The organism is Streptomyces chartreusis NRRL 3882, assembly GCF_900236475.1.
GTDB classification, from domain to species: domain Bacteria; phylum Actinomycetota; class Actinomycetes; order Streptomycetales; family Streptomycetaceae; genus Streptomyces; species Streptomyces chartreusis_D.
The window spans coordinates 8,954,260-8,969,867 of sequence record NZ_LT963352.1 but is presented as its reverse complement, the minus strand read 5'-3'; the positions used below and the strand labels follow the sequence as shown (position 1 = coordinate 8,969,867).

16 protein-coding genes and 1 pseudogene are annotated in these 15,608 nt (G+C 66.9%); 8 read left to right on the top strand and 9 right to left on the bottom strand.

From position 1 onward, the window contains the following. Positions 1–51 precede the first annotated feature (51 nt). Both SCNRRL3882_RS40970 and SCNRRL3882_RS40455 read right to left on the bottom strand, forming a co-directional pair. The gene (locus SCNRRL3882_RS40970; protein WP_158688494.1) at positions 52–423 is read right to left on the bottom strand and encodes a hypothetical protein; all 372 of its coding nucleotides are present in this window, start codon (positions 421–423) and stop codon (positions 52–54) included. Then, entirely contained in the window at positions 423–974 is a 552-nt protein-coding gene (locus SCNRRL3882_RS40455; protein WP_010049020.1) for a hypothetical protein, read from the bottom strand. Before SCNRRL3882_RS40455 ends, SCNRRL3882_RS40970 begins: the two co-directional genes overlap by 1 nt. An 881-nt stretch (positions 975–1,855) precedes the next feature. On the opposite strand from SCNRRL3882_RS40455, the gene SCNRRL3882_RS40445 reads away from it, so the two are divergent. Then, positions 1,856–3,982 (top strand): tetratricopeptide repeat protein, encoded by a 2,127-nt coding sequence (locus tag SCNRRL3882_RS40445; RefSeq protein WP_202458425.1) that lies wholly within the window; start codon positions 1,856–1,858, stop codon positions 3,980–3,982. 21 nt (positions 3,983–4,003) lie between these two features. On the opposite strand, the gene SCNRRL3882_RS40440 is transcribed toward SCNRRL3882_RS40445, so the two are convergent. Further along, positions 4,004–5,770, bottom strand: coding sequence for a helix-turn-helix domain-containing protein (locus SCNRRL3882_RS40440; RefSeq protein ID WP_010049024.1), 1,767 nt, complete (start codon positions 5,768–5,770; stop codon positions 4,004–4,006). A gap of 1,228 nt (positions 5,771–6,998) precedes the next feature. Here SCNRRL3882_RS40440 and SCNRRL3882_RS40435 point away from each other — a divergent pair. Both SCNRRL3882_RS40435 and SCNRRL3882_RS42495 read left to right on the top strand, forming a co-directional pair. Then, the gene (locus tag SCNRRL3882_RS40435; RefSeq protein WP_010049025.1) at positions 6,999–7,715 is read left to right on the top strand and encodes a thermonuclease family protein; all 717 of its coding nucleotides are present in this window, start codon (positions 6,999–7,001) and stop codon (positions 7,713–7,715) included. After that, positions 7,712–7,870 carry a hypothetical protein gene (locus SCNRRL3882_RS42495; protein ID WP_010049026.1) on the top strand — a complete coding sequence of 53 codons (159 nt, stop codon included), beginning with the start codon at positions 7,712–7,714 and terminating at the stop codon, positions 7,868–7,870. The genes SCNRRL3882_RS40435 and SCNRRL3882_RS42495 overlap by 4 nt, the downstream gene beginning before the upstream one ends. A gap of 102 nt (positions 7,871–7,972) precedes the next feature. On the opposite strand, the gene SCNRRL3882_RS40430 is transcribed toward SCNRRL3882_RS42495, so the two are convergent. Together SCNRRL3882_RS40430 and SCNRRL3882_RS40425 are read right to left on the bottom strand one after the other, a co-directional pair. After that, a complete protein-coding gene (locus SCNRRL3882_RS40430) occupies positions 7,973–8,260 on the bottom strand; it encodes a hypothetical protein (RefSeq protein ID WP_010049028.1) in 288 nt (95 codons plus the stop codon). Between the two features lie 330 nt (positions 8,261–8,590). After that, positions 8,591–8,770, bottom strand: a complete 180-nt coding sequence (locus SCNRRL3882_RS40425) for a hypothetical protein (RefSeq protein ID WP_029181817.1) — start codon at positions 8,768–8,770, stop codon at positions 8,591–8,593. Positions 8,771–8,903: 133 nt separating this feature from the next. On the opposite strand from SCNRRL3882_RS40425, the gene SCNRRL3882_RS40420 reads away from it, so the two are divergent. Beyond that, positions 8,904–9,734, top strand: a complete 831-nt coding sequence (locus tag SCNRRL3882_RS40420; RefSeq protein ID WP_029181818.1) for a transglutaminase-like domain-containing protein — start codon at positions 8,904–8,906, stop codon at positions 9,732–9,734. 55 nt (positions 9,735–9,789) lie between these two features. On the opposite strand, the gene istB is transcribed toward SCNRRL3882_RS40420, so the two are convergent. The 3 genes and pseudogenes from istB to SCNRRL3882_RS40405 form a co-directional block, all read right to left on the bottom strand. Continuing rightward, positions 9,790–10,584: an IS21-like element helper ATPase IstB gene (istB, locus tag SCNRRL3882_RS40415; protein WP_010049032.1), complete on the bottom strand. Its 795-nt coding sequence runs from the start codon at positions 10,582–10,584 to the stop codon at positions 9,790–9,792. A gap of 194 nt (positions 10,585–10,778) precedes the next feature. Next, positions 10,779–11,342: a Mu transposase domain-containing protein gene (locus tag SCNRRL3882_RS41430; protein ID WP_231911010.1), complete on the bottom strand. Its 564-nt coding sequence runs from the start codon at positions 11,340–11,342 to the stop codon at positions 10,779–10,781. A 69-nt stretch (positions 11,343–11,411) separates the two neighbouring features. Then, a pseudogene (locus SCNRRL3882_RS40405) lies at positions 11,412–12,236 on the bottom strand (IS5 family transposase). A gap of 485 nt (positions 12,237–12,721) precedes the next feature. On the opposite strand from SCNRRL3882_RS40405, the gene SCNRRL3882_RS40400 reads away from it, so the two are divergent. From SCNRRL3882_RS40400 to SCNRRL3882_RS40390, 3 genes are read left to right on the top strand one after another with little or no spacing between them, the layout of a single operon-like run. Next, a complete protein-coding gene (locus SCNRRL3882_RS40400) occupies positions 12,722–13,309 on the top strand; it encodes a hypothetical protein (protein ID WP_010040429.1) in 588 nt (195 codons plus the stop codon). A 1-nt stretch (position 13,310) separates the two neighbouring features. Continuing rightward, complete coding sequence (locus SCNRRL3882_RS40395) at positions 13,311–13,727, top strand: phage holin family protein (RefSeq protein WP_029181210.1); 417 nt, start codon at positions 13,311–13,313, stop codon at positions 13,725–13,727. Further along, positions 13,703–14,416: a DUF3618 domain-containing protein gene (locus SCNRRL3882_RS40390; RefSeq protein ID WP_010040431.1), complete on the top strand. Its 714-nt coding sequence runs from the start codon at positions 13,703–13,705 to the stop codon at positions 14,414–14,416. The genes SCNRRL3882_RS40395 and SCNRRL3882_RS40390 overlap by 25 nt, the downstream gene beginning before the upstream one ends. 2 nt (positions 14,417–14,418) lie before the next feature. Here SCNRRL3882_RS40390 and SCNRRL3882_RS40385 read toward each other — a convergent pair whose 3' ends face one another. Further along, positions 14,419–15,045, bottom strand: a complete 627-nt coding sequence (locus SCNRRL3882_RS40385; protein ID WP_010040434.1) for a hypothetical protein — start codon at positions 15,043–15,045, stop codon at positions 14,419–14,421. A 415-nt stretch (positions 15,046–15,460) separates the two neighbouring features. Here SCNRRL3882_RS40385 and SCNRRL3882_RS41255 point away from each other — a divergent pair, with 415 nt between their 5' ends. Continuing rightward, entirely contained in the window at positions 15,461–15,607 is a 147-nt protein-coding gene (locus SCNRRL3882_RS41255) for a hypothetical protein (protein WP_010040436.1), read from the top strand. Position 15,608: the final 1 nt, after the last annotated feature.

The window sequence follows — 15,608 nt, the reverse complement described above, 5'->3', positions numbered from 1 at the left end:
CACCGGAGGCCAGCCATCCTGCCACGCGAGCGGTTCTGAATGAGCGGACGGTCAGTCGTGACGGGCAGGGCCGTGCTGGATCACGGCCACTGTACAAGCTAAAAGCAGGCTGACACTGAGGGAGATCACCGCTCCTACTGCGCCTTGCAGCACGCCGCCAATCGTGGTGCAAAGGGTGACCGCAGACGTCGTGATGGCAGTGCGGCGGTGCGGAGCGGAGCGGGCGCTGCCAGCAAGACGGGAACGACGGTGGCGGGGACGCCATGTGCGATGGGGGTGACGCGTGGCGAGTTGGGTTTCAACGGCGTCTAGTGCGTGTTCGAAGCGTCGGTCGAGATCGTCATCGGCGCGGACGTCGTGCTTGAGCCTTACGTAGGATCGGTAGAGCCGGACGACGAGATCATCATTGGTCTTGATCGTCATTAGCGCTTCCCCCTCACGTCGGCGAAGAACGACTCGAGCACGCTGAGATCGTGGTTCGCTCCTGCCAAGTTAGCGAGTTTTTCCCTCTCGCGTTCTCGGTTCTCGAAAACGGCTGCTCCCATGACCGCTGCGACGTTTTCATTGGCGAGGAGATCGAGAAGCTTCGCCTGGTATGCCCGCCGGTCGTCAAGGGGCAGTTCATCCAGCACCTGCAGGCCTTCGCGCAGCGCGAGGTACTTGCCCTTGAAGTAGGCGTCGAACACTTGCACCAGGGAGTAGTCGGCGTCCCGCGTGTCAACGCCAGCGTCGATGCGCTCTTGGACGATGCCGTCCGCCCTCTCGCGCAGGGCACGGTAGCCGCGGAGGCTGTGGGGCTCAGAGAAGGCCAAAATCCAGGCTTCGTCGGCGACTTTGCGGGGGTCGAGGTGCAGGGCTGCACACTTGACGAACAGGTAGAACTGCAGAGGAACGACGAGACTCTTGTACTGCAGCCGCATATGTGTGCGTTGAGGGTCGTCGTCGCGGCGCTGCTCGGCCCGCCGGCGGCTCAAGGCCAGGCCTCCTTCGGTTGTGCACCAGGCTGTTGAGGGGTTTCTGCCTGTCAGGCAGCGGGCCTTCGTCGGCCAGACTCGGACCCTACACGTCCCACCTGGTGGCCGTGACCTTTCCGATGTCACACTCCGTGATCAGGTGAACATCGGTCCTCGTGAGTGGTTGCACAGCACGGTCACCGTCCACTATGACCCCTTGCCTGGGGGTGGAAATGGGAGGGGTGACAGGGCAGATTTAGCGGAAGTATTTGATGGAGCATCACCCGACGACTAGCAATGGCCAACGAACGTGTATGCGGAACGGGATATTCATATCGCATTGGGGGGCGTGTGTTAGCTGAGTCGATCGCGGCCTTAGCGACGGCAGGTGGCCTGGCGGTCGTACAGGCCGCAGGCACCGATGCCTGGAGAAGTGTTCGAGAGCGCGCTGCCCAGATGCTGGGCGGAGGGGACTCCGAGCAGCATCAGGCTGAGCTGATCCGTCTCGATCAAACGGAAGCCGGCGTGACAGGCGAGGGAGACCTCGAGCGACAACGCCTCTACTGGCAAGGTGTATGGCAGACACGCTGGGAGGTGTTCCTGCAGACTCTGCGTCCGGATGAGCGTGAGCAGGTCGTCACCGAACTGCGTGAGCTCGTTGCATCTGCCGGTACGTCACCTCAGCTGCCCGGGCACCAGGCCGGTGCGGGCGGCCTGGTGGCGGGAGGCGATGTGTCGGTGACAGCGGAGGGTGGCTCGGTGGCAGGTGGCGTGGTTCGAGTAGACGGCGGGGTTCACCTCACGCCCCCTTTTCCCCACCGGCCGCAACCGTAATTCCTGTCCCCACCGCAGGCTCGACGGCCCAGGTGATCGCTCAGCTCGGCTCCGTGGCGGCCGGGAGAATGGACGTCGCCCAGTTGGTGGTGTCCGCAGCGACGCCGGGTGAGCGGACGGCTGTGACCGTGGCACCACCAGTGGCGGAACGCGATCAGCGCTACCCACTGCGAGGGCGGGAGCAGTTGGTTGAGAAGCTCCTGCATCTGTGCGCGGGACGCAGCGATGGCCGTATGCACGTGCTGCACGGAATCAGCGGCAGCGGCAAGACGGCCATCGCCCTGGAGCTGGTGTATCGGCTCTCCAGGACTGGCCCTCGTCGGGTGTGGTGGGTGGATGCCCGCCACGCGGCAACGTTTGTAGCCGGGATGCGGGTGGTGGCGCGGCACACGGGTCTGGACGAGGACGAGGTCGGCGAGGCCGCTGCAGATGCTTTATGGGAGAGGCTGAATGCCTCGACTCGGCCCTGGCTGCTGATCGTGGACAATGCGGAAGATCTCACCGTGCTGGACGGCCCCGGCCGGCTGGCCGCGGGGACAGGTTGGCTGCGCCCGCATGCCTGTAACGACGGGATGGTCGTGGTGGCCACCCGTTACGGGGTGGCTCGCTGGTGGGGCGGGGCCGCAGTTCTGCACCCAGTGGGCCCCCTGGCGCCCGACGATGCTGCGCAGGTTCTACTGGACCACGCTGGTAATCACGCCGGGACGGTGCAGGCGGCCAAGGCACTGGGGAGACGGCTGGGCGGCCTGCCTTTGGCGCTGTCGATGGCCGGCTCCTATCTGGCGGAAGTCAACACGATGCCGGAAGCCCTCAGGGAAGCGGGCATGCCCCTGGACTTCGCCACCTACCACCAGGTACTCAACAAGCACGGCAGCAGCCTCAATCCGGCGCGGGTGATCGCCCATGCCTGGCAGATGTCGATCGAGTTGCTGCATCAGATGGGTTTCGCTCACGCAGGACGGCTGCTGACGGTGCTGTCCGCCTTCGGTGAGGCGCCGATTCCATACACGCTGCTGCTGCGGCCGGCGAAAGTGTCGGCCGTCCTGCCTGGCCTTGCCGATCTGGACGGAACGACACTGTGGCGCACGCTGCGCGAACTTGCCGCACTGGGGTTAGTAGATCCTCTAGACCTATCCGCAACAAATGGAGGGCTGCCCTGCGTGAGACTGCATCCGCTGATTCGGGACATCGCCCGTGCCGAGACCACCACCGCTGTCACGCTGATAGAGCAAGCCCTGCGGCTGGACGAGGTACGCCTCCCCCCGGAAGACCCAAAGTCCTGGTCCGCATGGGCGGCCTTGACACCGCACGCACTCGATCTGCTGCAACACGCCGGAGACGGTCTCCCCCAATTGTCCGTCCCTCAGCGGACAGTCTGCGCCGATGCTGCGGAACTCGCCGCCCGCTACCTCCAGACCCAGGGACTGTTCGCCCAAGCCCGGAGCGGCTTCAAACGGGTGCTGGACATTCGCTGTGAGGTGCTAGGTCCGGATCATGTGGAGACCATCACCACCCGACACAATCTCGCCTCCATCCTGCACGACCTAGGCGCACTGCACGACGCTGAACCCTTGCGACTGCAGGTGTGGAGCTCCCTGGATCGCATCTGCGGCACGGAACATCACGACACGCTCATCGCCCGCCATGAGCTCGGCAGGCTTCTGCACGACATGGGGCGTCTGGACGGGGCCGAAGACCATCTGCGATGCGTCTACCGGGCGCGGTTGCGCACCGGAGGACAGCAGGACTCGAACGCGCTCGCAGCGCGACACGAGCTGGCACGCGTCCTGCACGACCGGGGCGATCTGGAGGCAGCCCGGCAGGAATACCATGCGCTGCTCACGATCCGGCTGCAGCAGTTCGGCGAAGACCATCCCAGCACCGCCACCACTCGCCACAATCACGCCTGCGTCCTGCACGACCTGGGTCTGATGCAACAGGCTCACGACGAATGCCGACGTGTCCTGGATTCCAGGACACGTCTCTACGGGTTCTGTCACCCCAAAACGCTGGCGACGGCTCATCTCCTGGCGACGGTGCTGCAGGCGCTGTCGCGCAGCACCGAGGCACTGCAGCTGCTACAGCAGGTCTGCGACTCCGCCCGCCAGCTGCTGGGCGCCGACCATCCCCAGACCCGTCGCTACACACATGCCCTTGCGGCTTTCACCCGGGGGCGCTCCAGCAAGGAGGAATGACTGCGACCGCATGCGGCAGGGTCAGGCGCCAGCCTGCTGCTCTCTGACCACGGCGGTGATGGTGCGCACGCTGGCCACAGTGCGACTGGCCCCGGCATCACGCAGCATCCGAGCCTGCCGTGTCGTGGCGGCGACACCAACGAACGGGATACCCGCCGTCTGGGCAGCCAGCGCATCGGCGATCGACTCCCCCATCAGCAGCACGCGGGCGTGCGGAGCCTTCAGAGCCGCGGTCGCCTGCGACAACCCGTGCGGGTTGGGTTTCATCAGCTCTGGATCACCGGGGCGGCCGAAGACAGCGATCCGGCCGGGCGGGATGTCGGTCGGCAGCCGCTCAAGGAAAACGTTCACCGCGTCGGAGGCGTGGTCGGTGACCACGGCCAAGCGCCGAGGGCTGTCCGCCAAGGCACGCAGCAGCTGACTCACTCCCGGAAGCGGAGCGACGTGTCGCGCGGCTTCCATCTCGAATTGCGACAGCAGTCGGTCCAACTGGTTGATCTGAGCTGGTGTGCCATGGCGTACCAGAGCGCGCAACATGCCGACCGGATCGGTTGGGGTTTGCGGTGGCAAGACCAGCTGCAGCGACTGCGCTCCGCTCAGCAGGCGTTCTGAAACGGTCTGCAGATTGCGGCCGAACAGCCGACAGAGCAGTCCGTCGAAGCTGAACAGCACGGCCTCCGATTGGGCGAGGAGGTCGTGGAGGTCGGACTGCTGCATGTGGCCAGCCAGGGCTCGCTCGTTGACCTGGACGAAAGCCTGTACGGCGGGGTAGCACGCGTCATACCAAGGCCGGTAAGCGGCGCAATGTTTGGCGCCCTGCTCCGAGATGCGGTACTCCGCCTGTGCGGCATCCTTTCCGGTGGTTCGTCGCTCGAGCAGTTGGGCCGGGATCATGGCGAGTTGCTCGCTGGTTGCGTTCAGTTGCCCGGTCGAGAGCCAGCCGCCCAGCGGCCGCAACGCGTGGAAGAGGGCGATGGCACGCCAGGCGTCCAGGGGCAGCATGCACCGGAAGAAGGTGTCCAAGTTCTGCGGAAGAGCATCGATGACCTCACGGATTTTGCGCCCCTCAGCCTGGGCGGCCGCCTGCCCTTTGGCCTGTTCCTCGGCGGTGGCACCGTAGTTCGCTGCAGCATCGAACTTCGCCTTGCGCCGCCGCATCCCCCTCAGCCGAGCGATCTCGTGACCCACGATGCGAGCAATCGTCAAAGGCGACCGACGATACAGACCGGCCAGCGCGATAATCTCGTCGTCACCCGGATCGGGCTTGTCTAGATTTTTCGGCTGCAAGTAAAAGGACAGCAGGCAGGACAGCGGCTCACGCACCTCGTCCAAGCGCTGTGACAGAAGCGGAGCCCGGCGCAAATGCTCCTCCACCTCACCCGCAGTGATCGCAAACAGTTCCGCCAGCTCGCTCATGAGATTGAACTTGTGCGCCGGCACGATGCCCTCGTTCTCCAGACGTCGATACGTCCGCAAGGACAGACTCAACGCTCTGCTGACGTCTGCGGCTCGCAGCCCGTGAGCGCGCCGCAGATCGGCCAAGGTCCATGCCTGGGCCCGGCTGGCGTCTGACAGTTGCAGCGGCTCGATCCCTAAGGCCTGCGCCAGATCTCGGATCCGCCGCGGATCAGGTCTGACCAATCCGTTTTCATACGCGAGCACTTGGGACTTGGTGGCGTCGATACGCCGCGCCAGCGCCTCAGCGCTGATCCCCCGCCCGTCCTCAGCTGCGGCCCGTGCCTGGCGCAGCCTTGCCCCGTCGAACATGTCGGCGAGCCCTCGTGCCATTCCGACCTCCCAACACCACGGTAGGTGCAGTTTAGTGACACCCCATCACGATGCAGCGCCAAGATTTTTGGGGCCAGCTGTGACCCGTGAACAGCCATGTTGGCAATCAAGCGGGCGAAGGGCTGTAGAGTTTGGCCTTAGGCCTTCACTATGAGGGCTCACCACCCATGGGCCCAGAAGCCGTATCCCACCAGATTCGGCTCCCAGACCCTTGGACACATAAGGAGAGGGCCCCGCATCTTCCGACCCTGCCTAGGACGAAGAGACGCGAGGCCCTTGGGGCGAGGGTTCCACGCACCTGGCGACCGGTGACTACCGGAAGCCGCTGGACTGGCCTCCAGCTGGTGCTTGGTCACCCTCCTTCGGGGCTGGCAGCCCCGTCGGAGATGACGCCATCTCCTGCGCTCCCTTCCTTGGCTGCATTTTCGAAGGTGCTCAGCCAGGGAGGGGGCGCACGTCACACCCTATCGGTGAGCAAACCCACTCCGCGCACCGGGTCCCTGGTTACCTACGGACACATCGAGCCGGTCCACGAAACCGCAGGCAGCGCAACCGCTGTGGCCACGCATCTCACCCAACGCACGCACCCCACAGCTCAGTTACTGTGAGTTACCCCACAAGGTGGGGGTAGGCACGTCTCCTTGCGACGCCGATCGGGCAGGCGGACGGCGCCCGCGGCGTCTCCGCGAACGCCCGCCTCACCTCCCCGGCCGGGCGGCGTGCAGGGTCCGGCGGTCGTGGATGCCGCCGGTCCACCTCCACAAGACGTTGTCTGGGACGATCCTTCAGGCCAGCGCCCGAGCACTCCGCAACCAGCCTCCTCCTCTGCTTCACCGGCAGCGTGATACCGCGGTCCGCGGCTGCGCCCCGCCGCCCTCGCTATCAAACTCCGGTGAGGCGTCCTGCGCACCCTCTGCATCTGCGCCGCCCTCGGCCTGGGCGCCGCCGTTTGCCCCGGCATCTGACCCGGCGGCCAGCGAAGCGAAACTTTTGCCCATCAGCTTGGGCCAGCGCGAGGAAGGAGAACGGGGGTCTGCTGTCGTCCCCACGACAGCAGACCCCACCGGCCGAGGCCGAAAGCCTCAATTCCGGCCGCGGGGCCGAAAAGGGCTCAACGAGCGAACTTCACGCGCCGCTTCACTATCTGTACAGAAAATGCTCCTACCCTGTAACGCTGAGTGAAAGTCCGTTCCGGCGTTCATGCCTACCGTGAGGGAGCCGCATCGCCATGCCCATGTTGCTGATCACGGGTTCGTACCACATCCTCAACGGCCGGTCAGACGGAGACACCATCCACTTCAAGCCCGACAAGAAGGCGGAGTGGGACCTCGTCCCCGGCCCCCACAAGGTCGAGCACAACACCTCCGGCAAAGCCAAGCTACGGCTGGACGCCATCGACACACTGGAGACGCACTACACACGCAACGGCAACCCCGAGGTCCACCAGCCGTGGCTCCACGGTCGTGCCGCACGGGACGCGCTGACGAACTGGCTCGGCTTCACCACCGTCGACCGCGCGCCGGACGAGACCGTCACCGCCGCCACCCCCACCACCCGACCCGGCTGGATCCTCACCCGCGGCGCGGGCCGCGACAAGCGCTGCATCGCCCTCGCCGGCAAGGGCACACCCCCGGGCACCAGCGGCACGCAAATCAACGTCGACGAGGCGCTGCTGCACACCACGTTCAACCACTACATCCTCAAAGAGGGCCTGGCCTACCCGACGTACTACACCAACCTCTTCCCCGACCTGCGCGGCGAGCTGACCGCCGCGGTGCGCCAGGCACAAGAGGAGAACAAGGGCCTGTGGAGGGACGACGACACGCTCGACGGCGCGACCGTCACCGACATCGACTCCCTCCAGGACGACGCCGTGATCCTGCCCAAGCTGTTCCGGCGGCTGGTGAACACCTGTACCTCGGCGACCCCAACAACCCGGACTTGACCGGCTTTCCCGCCTTCCTCGACCAGGCCGCGGACGAGTTCTGGATCATCTCCACGGGCCACTCCACCACCGGCCTCGACGCCATCGTCGAGGTCATCGACAGCAAGGTGCGGATGACCCACCCGCCCGAGGACCTCGTCTTCGCCGAGAACTGAACCAGGAGCGCCATAACCCCTGCCGTGAATTCTCGCGCCCCGGGAAGAGTTGGAGCGGGAGGTGGACGCTGAACTGGACGCGGTCAGCTCCCTGGCCCCCGCTCACGCCACCGTGACGCGGCTCGGAGTGACCGGGGGAACCCGACTCTCCAGTTCGGCGGCGCGGGTGCGGACGTCGTCGGGTGTGCGCAGGTCAGTGTCCCCACTTCTCGGACGCTCGGTCGGCGATGCGTGCCCGTTGCGCGCGGTACAGGACGTACGCGGGTCGGCCTCCCATTCGGCGTCGCCCAGGGACGCCAGGAGGTAGCCAGTGCGGCGCGCAAGGTCGGTGTGCAGGCTGGTCGGCTTCACCTTGCAGCGGATGCCGTCGGTGAGAACCGTGACCTGCACGTAGGTGTCTCCAGGCTGGGAGGCCTCGACGCGGTACCGGTAGCCGGAGCGGTCGCAGGCGACGTACTCCTGACCGGGCTCACCTGGCCGAGGTGAAGGGCGTATTCCTCGTATGCGAAGTGCTTGCTGTGCACCATGTAGTGGTAAGGCCGGTCGTTGCGCGAGGACCGGATGTGCCGCGCTCCCGGAAGGCCGGAGCCGTGCCCTGCGGCCCGGGTCTTAGTCATGATCACATGCGGCTTGGGGAGTGACGGCACGGCTTGATCCTTCCTGGATGTGTGCGGGGGCGGGTGCACCTCTTGGGTGCACCCGCCCCCGGATGCAGAGGACCTACTGGAGGGTGCTGACCGTGACGTCTTCGGGCAGGGCGGCCTGGAACTCCTCGACGCTGCCGAAGGCGCGGGAGGTGATCTCCTCCTCGATGCCAGCGTCGATCACCGGCTTGGCGATCTTGCCGAGGATGCTGCGGAAGTACTCCGGCGTCTTGATTGTGTCGGTGGGAAGCAGCAACGCCTGACGGTGAGTTCGGGGAACGCTTGAGGCGGCTCGGCCGCAGAAATATCGGTGAGTTCTAGCAACACGAGAGCCCGGCAGGGGCTGAGCCCGGTCTCGGTGTCAGCCCTGGCCCTTACGATGCCCGGTTATGACCGATGACGTGCTCAACTACTCTCGACCTGGGCTCTTAACGAGCCTGGACTCGGCCCAGCTCCGGCTCATTGAGGGACTGCCGGAGGACCCCGTGGGCGTCTGTGCCGCCGTGCAGGGCCTGGTCATCCAGCCCGCAGACGCCGCGGCGCTAGGGGTGCCCGAGGACCGGATCGCCGAGAAGAACATCAGGCCGGTCGACAAGCTGATCACCGCGTTGACCGCCTTGGACCCTGCGCCGCTTCATCAGCCCCGAACGCCCGAGACGCGGGTGATCGGCACCTGCCGTCACTTCGCGACCATCGCCTGTGCGATCTTGCGGGCGCGGGGTATCGCCTCCCGAGCTCGGTGTGGTTTCGGCACCTACTTCCTCAAGGACCGCGGCGTCGATCACTGGATCACCGAGTACTGGGATGAAGACCACAACCGCTGGGTGCGGGTCGACACCGAGCACCTCGGCAAGAACTACGTCGACCGCCCCGACGACCTCGCCCCGGGCGAATTCCTCACCGGGGGTGAAGCGTGGCTCCACTATCGCAACGGGTTGATCGACCCGGCCCTGTTCGGGGTGGCCGGCACCGATCACGCCTGGGGACCGCATGAGATCAGCGGCAACGCCGTCCGCGACCTCGCCGCGCTCTGCAAGCAGGAGACACTCAACTGGGACGAGTGGGGCCGCATGACCGCGGCCTATGAGGGCAAGACCGGTCCCGATTACGACCAGCTGATCGATGTGGTCGCCGACACCTGCGCCAAGGACAATTCACCCGCCTTGACACGTCTGTTCGCCCATGACGATCTGGCAGTTCCGCAGCACGTGCTCGTTTGAAGCAGGGCAGGGACCGGGCACTGGGCAACGCCCGCCGTTCCGGTCCCCATCTTGCTCAGGTCATGGCAGCCTGTTCGGCCTTGGCCCGAGACTGGGCCAGGCGGTAGGAGTCGGTGCCGGTCTCGATGATCGTGCCATTGAAGGTCAGCCGGTCGACGATGGCCGTGCAGAGCCGGGGATCGGTAAACGTCTTGGTCCATCCGCCAAAAGCCTCATTGGAGGCGATGGCGACACTGTTCTTTTCCTCACGCTCAGTCAGAACCTGGAAGAGCAATTCAGCGCCGTGCTTGTCGAGCTCCATGTAGCCGAGTTCGTCAATGCACAAAAGATCGACACGGCCGTAGCGAGCGATCGTCTTGGTCAGCTGCTTCTCGTCCGCGGCCTCGACCAGCTCGTTGACGAGCTTCGTCGCCAGGGTGTACTTCACCCGGAACCCGGCCATCGCGGCCTCGGTGCCCAGCGCGATCAGCAAATGAGACTTGCCAGTGCCGGAGTCGCCGATCAGGCAGAGCGGCTGCCCCTTCTTCACCCACTCGCAGGTCGCAAGCGTGTGGACGACGGCGGCGTGGATGTTGGGATTAGCGTCGAAGTCGAACTCCCCCAGCGACTTCTGCCTGGGGAAGGCCGCGGCCTTGATCCGGCGCTCGGAGCGGCGGCGGGCTCGGTCGTCGCATTCGGCCAGCAGCAGTTCGGCGAGGAAGGCGAGGTAGGACATCTGCTCGCGGGCGGCCTGCTCGGCCAGGTCCGGGAATTTCCCGCGGATGGTGGGCAGCCGGAGCATCCTGCAGGCGCCGACCACGGCGGTTTCGGCCGCCTGCTCACTCATCCGGCGGCGGCTGGTGGCGTTCATGGCATCTGTTCTCCCTTGCTGGCAGCGGTGTTGCCGCGGGTGCGGCGGCCAAGGAGCTGGTCGTAGGGGGCCGGTGAGGGCAGCGGCCGGGTGTCGGGCGGGAAATGGGCCAGCCGCCGCGCGGTCAGGAAGGTGACGGTCGGCTCCCGCCGCCGCGGCTCCGGCTCGGGCAGGGTGGTGTCGGCGTCGTCGGCTTACTGGGCCTTGCGGGCCTCTAGCGCGACAGCGTCCGCGGTCAGCGCGCCCACCCGCAGGGTGGCGGCGAGCCCGGCCACCAGGTGCTCGCGCGGGATGCGCCGGCCCAGCAGGAGCACGTCTATCAGGGCCCGGGTGCCGTCGCGGTCGCCCCGGACCTTGCAGGCCGCGGCCCACCACGCGTCGTGGACCGGGGTGAACTTCCCCGCAGCTTTGGCTTGTTCGAGCGCGGTCGCCCCGGGCAGTGCGCCGGGCTTGCGCACCAGGGCTTCCAGGTAGTGGTCCAAGACCAGCCGTTCCCCGCCTTTGGCGATCAGCCGTTCGTGCCGGGCGATCTCCGTGCTGCCGTCGTAGACGACCAGTTCGTTGGCGTGCAGCACTGCCCGCACCCGGCGGCCGATGTAGCGCACCGGCACCGAGTAGCAGTTGGTGCGGACCGAGATCCGGCTGTGCCGGTCCACCCGCAGCGCGAAAGTGCCGCTGGTGTCGAACGGCTCGTCCGGCAGCGGCTTCAACAGGGGCTGTTCAACGGCGAAGTACTCACCGATGGTGCGGGGCCGCATCCGGATGCGGCGGGCATCGTCTTGTTCGTCCCACTGGTCGACGCGCAGGTTCAGCTCGGCTAAGAGCTCCTAACGGAATGCGGTTCGTAGGCGGCGCCAGCAGATCAGTGAGCATGCGAGCTTGAGGAATGCCTCGTGGATGTCGTCGCGGATCTCCCAGCGGATCCGCAGGCGGCCGAACCAGTGCAGCAGCGCAATCGTCTGCTCGACCACCCACCGTTTCGTGCCGAGGCCGGAGCCGTGCTCGGTGCCGCGGCGGGCAATGACGGGCTTGATGCCCTTCGCCCAGACCTGGCGGCGATAGCAGTCGTGGTCATAGCCCCGGTCGGCGTAGACCTCTCTCGGCCGCTGCCGGGGCCGGCCGCGTTTGCCTCGGATCGGCGGGATCGCCGCCAGCAGTGGCAGGAGCTGGGTGATGTCGTTGCGGTTGCCGCCGGTCAGGGTGACGGCGAGTGGGACGCCGGTGGCGTCACAGATCACGTGGTGCTTGGAGCCCGGTCGGCCTCGGTCGACCGGGCTCCGGCCGGTTTTGGGCCGCCCTTGAGCGCCCGGATGTGCGAACTGTCGATCACCGCCCGGGACATGTCCAGGCGGTCCGCCGCCCGCAGCTCGGCCAACAGCACCTCGTGCAGCCGCTGCCACACCCCGGCGTTGTTCCAGTCCCGCAGGCGTCGCCAGCAGGTCATCCCCGAGCCGAAGCCCAGCTCGGCAGGCAGCCACTCCCATCTGATGCCGGTGTACAGGACGAACAAGATCCCGCACATCACCTTGCGGTCATCCAACGCCCTTCGGCCCGGGGTGCCGATGCCGCCGCTGCCGGACAGGCAGCAGAGGCTCGATTCGAGCCCACAACTCATCGTCGACCAGCCATGGTTGGGGATCGCGCTTCCTCACACTCAAGCAACCGACCCACTCCGTTGAAGGACACGGTCATCCCGCATTCCGTTAGGAGCTCTTACAGTCAGGCAGTCACTCGGCATTCGTCTCCCCCCCTTGGGAGCTGGCATCCTGCTCGTCGCTTTCTTCCTCGCCCAACTCACCATCCACGTAGCTTGAAGCGGACTGTGCAAGGGTCGTTCGTTGGGCACACCGCACGACGACGCCCGAGTGGCGAGAGGCTGGTGGCGCTCGGACTGGTGTCCCCCGCTTCCTGCCATGACCGCCTGCAGCGCGTACATACGTGCGTTTGTGATCTTCAGATGCACGCGGACGACAGCGCAGGATGTGAGCGTGATCTGAAGATGCGGGGTGCATCCGTTCGAGTGACCCTAGAAGCAGGGGTTCCTGCTGCCCGCCAGGTCCGGCGGCTTTCAGGCGTCCTCATCGTGCTCGCGCCGAGCCGGGGCGGCATTCCACAGCGAGGAGCAAGGGAGTGGCCCATGAGTGACGCAGTGCAGAGCGGTCGTGTCCGGCAGACCGGACAGACAGCGAAGGAACAGGCCTCGGCCACGGCCGATCAGGCCCAGCAGGCGGCTGGTGAGGTGACCGCTACTGCTGTGGAGCAGGCCCGCACGGTGGCAGAGGAGGCCCGGGAGCAGGCCGGCACGGTGGTACGTGACCTGCGGGGCCGGGTAACGGAGGAGACCGAGGAGCAGGCGCGGCGAGCCGCTGGGACGCTGCGGCAGTGGGCTGACGACCTGGGCGGTATGGCGCAGAAGGCGTCCGGCGACTCCCCGGCCCGCTCTTTGGTGACCAAGGCCGCCCTCAAAGGTCACCGCGCGGCGGACTACCTGGAGAACAACGGTGTGGGGGGTCTGATGGAGGATCTGCAGGGGTTCGCGCGCCGTCGGCCGGGTGTGTTCCTGAGTGCGGCCACGTTGGCCGGAGTCGTCGTCGGTCGGCTGGCCAAGGCGGGTACGACGGGCCAGCCGTCGCAGCAGCAGCCGGTACCGGATGGTGAGGAAGGCATGGTCGGCGTGCCGGAGGAGGCCGTGCGGCCTGATGTCCCGAGTTATCCGGGGGTGTGAGATGGCATCGGTTTCGCCGCAGTCGCCGGGGCCTCGGGGGCCGGACCCGTCGGTCGGTGAGCTGCTGTCGACGGTGACCTCGGATGTGCAGGAGTTGTTCCGGCAGGAGGCGGAGCTGGCCAAGGCCGAGATTCGCGAGGAGGCCTCCAAGGCCGGCAAGGCAGCCGGGATGTACGGCGGGGCCGGGTTCGCCGGCTACATGGTGGTTCTGTTCCTGTCGCTGGCGGCCATGTTCGGTCTGGCCAACGTGATGGACACCGGCTGGGCCGCGCTGATCATCGCTGGAGTGTGGGCGGTGATCAGCGCTGTGCTGTACGTGATGGGCCGCTCGCGGATGCGGGAGGTCGCGCCCAAGCCGGAGCAGACCATGGAGACGTTGAAGGAGGATGCGCGATGGGCACGTCACCCGACCAGGTAAGGGCCGGCATTGAGGCGACCCGGGAGAGGCTGTCCGAGGACGTGGACCGGCTGGCCGACCGTGCCAGTCCCCGCCGTGTGGTACGCCGCCGCACAAACCGGGTCCGCGGCGCGGTGTCGGGGCTTCGCACCCGGGTCATGGGAAGCGCCGCGGAGACGGCAGGGCAAACCAGGGACCGCACGCAGCAGGCGGCGCAGTCGGTACGGGAGGGCGCCGGTCAGGCGACGGGCAAGGCACGCGAGGTGGCCGGGCAGGCGACCGACACCGCCCGTGAGGTAGCCGGGGAGGCCGGCGAAGCGGTGCGCCAGGCACCGGAGCAGGCGGCGCGGCAGACCCAGGGCAACCCGCTGGCCGCAGGGCTGATCGCCTTCGGCGCCGGGCTGCTGACCGCATCTCTCATTCCAGCCTCGCAGGCCGAGGAGCAGGCGGCCTCCCGCATCACCGAGCAGGCCGGCCCAGCGCTCGAGCCGGTCAGGCAGGCGACCGTGGAGTCCGCACAGCAGCTCAAGGAAGACGCCACTGGGGCCGCTCAGCAGGCGGTGCAGGAGGTGAAGGACAGCGCTACGGAGGCCGCGAGGACCACGGGCGAGGAGGCCCGCGGCCAAGCGGGGCGAGTGGCTGAGCAGGCCGGCGAGTCGGGGCGGCAGGTCGCCGAGAAGAGCCGTGGGCAGGGCCGCGACACGCTCTGATGTCAGTGCTGCTGCATCCAGCGCCAGTCGGGCACGGACGGCACGTGCATGGAGGGCATGTGGGCCATGTGGGGTGTCCGGCTCATGGCTCGCTGCCAGATTCCCCGGGCCTGCTCCTCGGGACGCTGCTGCTCTCCGTGCAGCGCATTGAGGACGAGTAGGCCGCCTGTCAGCGCCGGGACTGCCCATTGCAGAAAGGCGAGTTGCCGCTGTGCCTTGTCCGTGTCGACGGGGTGCTCCGCCGCCTTTTCTGTGTCTTGCGGGTCACTGGAGGACGCCAGCTCGATCTTCTTGCCCAGCATCCGGGTGTACGCGGTGGCCGCAAGCGCGACTGCGGTCAGAGCGGTTTTCGCCGCGGTGGAGGCGGCCACCCCCTGCTGGCCGGCAACACGCGCCGCGTTCGCCGCGAGCAGGCCACTGCTGCCGACCAGATGGGCGCCTACGGCCGCCGCGCTCACCGGGGCCCACTTCGCCCAACCGGAGCTGGCGATTCTCTCGCGCGTCGGCTGCGCTCCTCCTTCGGCACGCGCCGCGCCGTTGAGGCCGACTGCACCCATCAGAGAACCACCGAACCATGCGGCCAGCCCCAGGTCGTGCAGGCTGCGCAGGACGGTATTGCGTTCCGGCATCTCTCGGCTTCCCTTCGGTGGGCAGTAAGTCCGGCAACACATCGCACCGCGTCCACTGTCACCCTTGCCGACACAGTGCGCACCTTCGGCCCGGCGAACGGGCCTGGGAAGCAGCTGTCGCAACATGCAGTTGATGAGCAGAGGGCAGTAGCTGTCGGTAGTTGCTGGCAAAACCTTCGGGCACCACCGCGCGACCCTGTTCTGGCTGGCCTGGCGGCAGCCGCTGGGACCCGCTGACCAGTCAGCCGCCGTCTCGGCTCAGGCGGCGAGAAAACAGGCAGGACAGACCAGGGTCTCTCGCGCCGCCAACGCGCTAACACAAGCTGGGCTACCGCGCACGACATGCGCATTGCGGCGTTCGGGACCAGCCTTGAAGCACCGTTGGCTCCACAGGCCGACCTCCCCGGGAGGTCCTGTGATCCTGCTCGCTCTGCTTGTACCCGTCCTCATGATGGCGTTGCTTTTTGCCATGGACGCGTTGGAAGAACACCTTTTCCCCCGCCCGCCAGCGGCAGATGAGGTGAAACCGGCAACCGACGGCATTGAGGCGCGCTCGCTCTGAC